Origin of the sequence: Haloarcula rubra, assembly GCF_019599465.1 — an archaeon.
Lineage (GTDB): Archaea > Halobacteriota > Halobacteria > Halobacteriales > Haloarculaceae > Haloarcula > Haloarcula rubra.
Window position 1 is genome coordinate 1 of record NZ_RKLR01000034.1, and the last position, 6,504, is coordinate 6,504.

At 57.7% G+C, this 6,504-nt stretch carries 5 protein-coding genes and 2 pseudogenes; 3 read left to right on the forward strand and 4 right to left on the reverse strand.

Going from position 1 to position 6,504, the window contains the following annotated elements; all coding sequences use genetic code 11:
- A pseudogene (locus EGH21_RS23930) lies at window positions 1-97 on the forward strand (IS5/IS1182 family transposase); the annotation flags it as partial.
- A 308-nt stretch (window positions 98-405) separates the two neighbouring features.
- Here EGH21_RS23930 and EGH21_RS23935 read toward each other — a convergent pair.
- From EGH21_RS23935 to EGH21_RS23945, 4 genes and pseudogenes are all read right to left on the reverse strand, one after another.
- A complete protein-coding gene (locus EGH21_RS23935; protein WP_220620911.1) occupies window positions 406-1,827 on the reverse strand; it encodes a dihydrolipoyl dehydrogenase in 1,422 nt (473 codons plus the stop codon).
- A 136-nt stretch (window positions 1,828-1,963) separates the two neighbouring features.
- Window positions 1,964-3,274, reverse strand: a pseudogene (locus EGH21_RS23940) (RNA-guided endonuclease InsQ/TnpB family protein).
- Between the two features lie 146 nt (window positions 3,275-3,420).
- Window positions 3,421-3,573, reverse strand: coding sequence for a DUF7837 family putative zinc-binding protein (locus EGH21_RS24910; RefSeq protein ID WP_483867073.1), 153 nt, complete (start codon window positions 3,571-3,573; stop codon window positions 3,421-3,423).
- Window positions 3,574-3,722: 149 nt separating this feature from the next.
- Entirely contained in the window at window positions 3,723-4,718 is a 996-nt protein-coding gene (locus EGH21_RS23945; protein WP_220620912.1) for a DUF3179 domain-containing protein, read from the reverse strand.
- Between the two features lie 122 nt (window positions 4,719-4,840).
- Between EGH21_RS23945 and EGH21_RS23950 the strand changes: the two genes are divergently transcribed.
- On the forward strand, window positions 4,841-5,560 hold the full coding sequence (locus tag EGH21_RS23950; protein WP_236035804.1) for an NAD(P)H-hydrate epimerase: 720 nt from the start codon (window positions 4,841-4,843) through the stop codon (window positions 5,558-5,560).
- Between the two features lie 310 nt (window positions 5,561-5,870).
- Window positions 5,871-6,504 (forward strand): IS4 family transposase (locus tag EGH21_RS23960; RefSeq protein ID WP_220620915.1); only part of this gene is annotated, 634 nt, incomplete at its 3' end.

A 6,504-nucleotide genomic window follows, 5' to 3' on the forward strand; every position in this document is an offset into this window, starting at 1 on the left:
CGACGCCGTGCGAGCGCTCGGCTGGTATCGACAGTTCCGTGAAATTGTCCTGATGTTCGCCATCATCAACATAGAATCGCTGTGTGAGCCGCTCTAACCATGTCTCAGCATCTATTCAACAGAGCAGATGATTCCTTCCTCCTCCCGCGAATTCTCGGCCAGTTCTCGGATTAATTCAGTCGCCCTATCGTGATGCTCCGCTGCGATCGGAAACGTTGCGTGGACTACTAACATGCCATCTGTACCGATGACGGGCAGGTGATTATGCTTTTAGCAACTGTGTAACGACACCACACTCCTGTGAGGGATTTAGTATACCTTCCGCAAAGGGCATCTCGCCAGGTTACTCCTCGGATTATTGATATCTGTGCTTACAAATACCTGCAAATGAAAGCAGGTCTGAAATCAGTGCGAGTGGCCGCCTCGGGAGAACTGCCCCGAGAATGCTCGCTGAATTACTTCCGAGAGTGCAGGATGGATGTGAATGGATTCGCGAATATCCGCGACTGTCCCCGACCCGGCTTTCATCGCGACGACGACCTCCTGGATGAGATCGGAGGCTTCGGGTCCGATGATATGGCAGCCGATGATTTCGCCCTCTAAGTCGATGATGACCTTGACGAAGCCGTCAGCTTTCATTGCACTTCCACGTGCTGTCTGGTCATACCGATAGGTCCGCGTCGCATACTCCGTGCCGGCTTCCTGAAGTTCAGATTCGTGTGCGCCTACCCCCGCGACTTCTGGTGACGCGAACACAGCGAAGGGCATCGCAGTGTAGTCGACTGGCTGGAGGTCGTCGCCGAAGAGATTTCGAGCGACGGCCTGGGCTTCGTGGTTCGCGCTGTGCTTCAGAAGATACTCGCCGACGATGTCGCCCAGTGCCCAGACTCCCTCAGCGGTCGTCCGAAGATATTCGTCGGTTTCGACGAAGCCTCGCTCGTCGGTTTCGACCCCTGTTGCGTCGAGATTGAGTAGATCGGTGTTCGGCGTGCGGCCAGCGGCCACGAGTAGCGCGTCCCCGGTTACGGTCACCGACTCATCCTCGCGTATTCCGCCATCGTCTCCGTACTCGTACGGGTGGGCTTCGACAGCCACTGAACCATCACTCTCCGAGGCAGCTGTCGCTGCATAGCCGGTGTGGACAGTGAATCGATCTGCGTACCGGTCGGTGAACGCCTCGGCGATCTCCTCGTCGGCTTCCGGGAGGAGATTCGGTCGTCGCCCGATAATCGTCACGTCGCTTCCGAACGTGCCGAAGAAGTGACCGAGCTCGGCGGCGATGTAGCCCCCACCGACGATCACGAGGTGGTCCGGTGGGGTTTCCAACTGCAATGCTTCGGTGCTGGTGAGGTAGTCCACGTCGTCGATCCCGTCGATATCGGGGATTGCCGGCCGCGTGCCTGCAGCGATCAGCACTGTCTCGGCTCGAATTCGGGCTCCTTCGTCCTCTCCGCTGACGAGTTCGACCGTTCGTTCGTCCACGAATCGACCCTCACCTTCGTAGAGATCGTGTTGCGAGGAGGAACGGAGCCCGTTCCGGATAGAGTCGGCGTCGCCACTCACGTCCTCGTTGACCTCGCGAACCATCTCCGCGAAGTCCACATCAGTTATCTCTGCGTCAATGTGGAACGCGCCGGCAGTCTCGATTGTCTCGAATACGTCAGCGTGATAGAGCAGCATCTTGGACGGGATGCATCCACGGTTGAGACACGTCCCGCCGAGCGGGCCTTTTTCAACGACTGCAACGGATTGCCCTCGGTTGGCTGCGGCGTTCGCGACATCCAAACCGGAGCCGGACCCGATGACCAGAAAATCGACTTCGTTCATACATCCGCTATTCGTCCCCGTGAGTAATAATCATCTGCGCTGCCGTTCGGTTCTTTCCCACACTCGCATCAGTGAACGGCCTCGGGGTCGAGTGTTTCGAGAGACCGAAAGTCTCTCGTCATCATGAGACGGCTTTTTAGTCTCGGACGATCCGGAGGCTTCCCGTGGATGAGTCGGACACTCCCACCCGATCATCGGCCTGATAGCCTCGAACAGTCGGTCGGGTCACGGTCGGGGCGTCCACGGCCCCCGATGCCTGCCGTCGCACCTTCCTCACTGCGGGAAGGCTGTTGAGAGCAGGCACATTCCAATCCTGGTGCTTCTCGATTCCTTTTACGGCTATGTTAACACTTGCACCACGGTCGCTGTGGTCTTGATGGGAACACGACCGGCACTTGAACCGCTTCTTATTGCGGTTCGCACGCTCCGTATGTCCGCACATCGGACACCGTTGACTCGTGTACTCGGGGTTAATCCACGCGGCCGGGAGTCCCTCGAACGACGCCTTGTATGACGTATAGAACTGAAGGGCGCGAAACGGGAGGTGGTGCAAGCGTCAGTTCATCCGGGTGCCATAGTCGATGCTGCCGCGCATCTCTTTGAGGTCTTCAAAGACGATACACGGCTTCTCGAACTGCTGGCCCCACTCCACAATGTGACGGCTCACCTTGTGGAGTCGGTCACGAACGAATCGTTCCTCGCGTCCCTCCAGCGTGTCGTGGATGCTGTCCTTCCCCGCGTTCTGGACGCGCTTTCGCATCGTGAAGTAGCGATGGCGCTCGAACTTGATTTCGGGGAAGTCGATAACCAACGAGTCTTCGACGCCACTCTCGGACAGCGCAGTGAGGGCCACGTTATCCTCGTTAACGTCCACACCAATGACCGTCCGTGAGTCCTGCTTGTCTCGAACGGTTGTCTCGGTATTAGTGACATTGACGTGTAACTCGGCGTTCTCGTTGCGGAACAGGGCTTCTGCCGTCCCAATCTTCCACTCGTCGTTTCCGAGTGCGGTCTTGAGAATATCGAGGTGGGCGTCGTCTCCTTCGAGGACCCCCTTGACGTGTTTGTAAGGTTTCGCGCTGATGCGAAACGCCACGTCACCACTATCGGTGAGCGACAGGTTGTACCCTTCTTCGTAGTTCGTACGAAGCGGGTACGTGCCGTCCTTGGTGTGACTGGGTTGACCGAAGTCGTCGTACTCGTAGTAATTCTCCATCGCGCCGAGTGCCTTCGCAACGACGCGCTGAGTCGTGTTTTTCACGAGGCCGGCGTCGTCGGCCACACGGTTGGGAATCGCGTCCCAGTCCACGCCTTCTTTGGCGAGTCGGATGGTTTTGTTGTACACCGACCGTGATTCGAGGGTAGCGTCATACAGCAGGCGCTCGTTGTCACTCTGAACATCGAGTTGGAAGTCCAGCGTCTTGACGAGCGCCTCGGTGCCGGCCATATTCTTTGCACATTGTAGTATTTTTACTACGGACAAAAGTCTATCCGAAGCAGGGTGAAAGTGGAGATGTGTGTCGGCTTCACCCGGGGGCAAGCCCCGAGGCACTCGTCTTATTTATCTGGCAGAACACGGGACAGATGGTACCGCTACCGTGGAGCGATTACCGCTGTACACGAGGGGCACTCGGCGAACACCCCGATTGAGTTGTCTGACCGTTCGTACGTGATCAACTCGTCTATCAGCCGGATATCGTGACCGCAGTTCGGGCACACGCCGAGGTGTGAATCGTCGCTCATCATTCAAGGGGGCGGGAGCGTGTGACGGGGTGCCCCGTTCAGTACTCAGGTGAAAAAGCGCATAAGCATTGGCCGGGTCTGCAATCTCGTTCCACAACAGCACTGGGGAATGACTGACGTCTGTACTCAGTAGTTCTTCTGTCGGCTGCTTCTCACGTGAGTCCGTAGAAGCTCTTCGGGCCGTGGTCGTCCTGCCAAGCGAAGGCGTAGAGCCGTCGACTCGGTACTCGTGCCAGCGTACGACCGTCGTCACTTCGGCCTGTTGTAGTGTCCCATTTTGCTCCGTCGCCGTACAGCATTCCGTCCCGCAATTCGAACTCGTAGCCGGGATCTTCGAACGCGTGAATATCATCGTCCGAACTGACGATAAGTACATCGAGCTCACCGACGCTATCAGAGACGACACCGCCTGCGCTCTGGACCTGCTCCACTGGATACCCGACGGCACCTCCCTCATGTGTGAGACCTAATACCACTGCCTTGGCGTCGATGTCCTCCCTGTCCCACGACCGTTTCCTCCCTTCACCACGCATCTCTCTGAGACCGAACCCTTCCGCTGCGTCGTATCGCTCGTACGGGGTCATCTCGTACACCGTTCGCGGTGATTCTCCTTGGGGACCCCCCTCGTCTCCGTGAACCGGCTGGAGGACGATTCCATCGGGGTAGTCCGACCGAAATTGCTCCCACGATATGACAGACGCGGGCAAAACGGAGAGTTCGTGCCCGTCGAGGGGGCCATTGATCGCCTTTCCACGCGGCTGTTTCCACTCCGATTCAGTTTCGCGGTCGTACATCACCAGCGCGTCGTCAGCAAGTTTACCCGAGGTTCCAAACGTCAACACACGACCGTTGACCTCTCGGTCGTAAACGACCGCACTCGCACAGATCGGACACCACGTGACTGCGACCGGGCGCGAAACATCGATCGAGTCACCAGGCGAGCATCTCCCTGATTCTATGCGGTCGCTATCTCCGAGCACGTCGTTGACAATCTCGTGATAACTGAGAATCCGTACCGGATACGCCCGCGCAGGCGTGGTTTCGACGACGATTACATCGTCTTCATCGTGTCCAATGTATTCCGTGCCGAAGGTTGGATCGTCGATACTTGGAATCGCGTCCCGGGGGAGGACGTCCTGAATATGCATACACCAAGGAGGGTAGCCCAATCAATAACACCTGTGAACAGTCGCATCGGAGGCAGGACGCGTTTCGACCGCTGCGGATGCCACTGGCGAGGTATTTGTCCCTGCTCCACCATGACTGAGACATGTCCCGAAACTCGTTTCGCACGTCGACTGGGCGGTCGGTCACCGCGGTCACCGCCGACGAGATGCGAGACGTCGACCGTGTCGTCGTCGAGGATGTCGGGTTACAGTTACTCCAGATGATGGAGAATGCGGGTCGTATACTTGCCTGGCACGTACGTGACGTTCGAGAGAGCGACGTGGTGGTTGTCGCTGGAAACGGTGGGAACGGCGGTGGTGGACTCACCTGTGCACGACACCTCGCTAATCGAGATGTCCCCGTTCGGGTGGTTCTGGACAGACCACCAGAGGAACTGAGCGGCGCGGCGGCTCACCAGAGACGAATTCTCGACGAAATGAACGTACCGGTCACCTCTGGTGTCGAATCACTCGCCGACGCCGACGGACGGACGACCATCGTCGACGCGCTGATCGGGTACGGACTTAGTGGAAACCTCCGGCCACCGGCAGACAAGTACATCAGCAGGATGAGTGACCTATTTGGACCGACAGTCTCACTTGACGTCCCATCCGGCATCGATGCCACGACCGGCGAACCACTAGGCGAGGTAGTAGCGCCGGATCGTACGGTGACCCTCGCCCTCCCGAAAACGGGGCTCGATGTTCACACAGGCAAGCTGTATCTAGCAGATATCAGTATTCCCCGAACCGTGTATGACCGACTTAACCTCGAATATGAACCGCCATTCGGAGATGACGACTGGGTCCGACTTGAGCAATAGTTCGTCGTTCGCTTCTGTGTGACTCCATTGCACTCCCCCCGCTGCTTGAAGTCTGTGGCTGTGTTACATCCTCGCATGATTCGTATCGGACAGGAAGCACCGGATTTCACGCTCCCCGGAGCTGCCGCTGGGACGATTGAAACGCACGGACTTTCCGAATACACGGATCGTGGCTGGGCGGTTATTCTCGTCTTCCATCCGTCTTTAGCTAAGACGAGAACCACGTGACAGCGGTGGCTTATCGAGGCTACTTTTCGAGAGGAATGAGGAAGCCGAGTCTGTGCACAACTCCGGCTCCTCATCTCGAATTATGCGTCGGCTCACTACACTGTTTCCCTCTGAGTATCTCGAAGAGCACGCCGAGGAACTCGGCGTGGTCGAGCGTGAGGGCAAGCTTCAGGTTCCAGTCCTCGTGTGGGCGCTCGTGTTCGGCTTCGCCGCAGGCGAGAGCCGAACACTCGCTGGCTTCAGACGTAGTTACAACTCGACAGCTGATGAGACGCTCTCTCCCGGTGGCTTCTATCACCGGTTGACGCCGTCACTTGCAGAGTACCTCCGCGACCTCGTCGAGCGCGGCCTCGACGAGGTCGCTGTCCCTGATGCTGTTGACGCTGATATCGACCGATTCAAAGACGTGATGATCGCTGATGGAACCGTCCTGCGGCTGCACGAGTTTCTGTCCGATGAGTTCCAAGCCCGCCGCGAGGAGCAGGCTGGAGCGAAGCTCCACCTGCTCCACAATGCCACCGACAAGACGATTGAACGACTCGATGTGACTGACGAGAAAACGCACGATAGCACGCTGTTCAAGACAGGTTCGTGGCTGCAAGGACGGCTCGTTCTGCTCGACCTAGCGTATTTCAAGTACCGCCGCTTCGCGTTGATCGACGAGAACGACGGCTACTTCGTAAGTCGGCTGAAAGAGAGTGCAAATCCCGTGATTA

Bases quoted from the DNA above. Each gene is read 5' to 3' on its own strand.
- EGH21_RS23935 (WP_220620911.1), bottom strand. From the start codon at position 1,827: ATGAACGAAGTCGATTTTCTGGTCATCGGGTCCGGCTCCGGTTTGGAT.
- EGH21_RS24910 (WP_483867073.1), bottom strand. From the start codon at position 3,573: ATGATGAGCGACGATTCACACCTCGGCGTGTGCCCGAACTGCGGTCAC.
- EGH21_RS23945 (WP_220620912.1), bottom strand. From the start codon at position 4,718: ATGCATATTCAGGACGTCCTCCCCCGGGACGCGATTCCAAGTATCGAC.
- EGH21_RS23950 (WP_236035804.1), top strand. From the start codon at position 4,841: ATGTCCCGAAACTCGTTTCGCACGTCGACTGGGCGGTCGGTCACCGCG.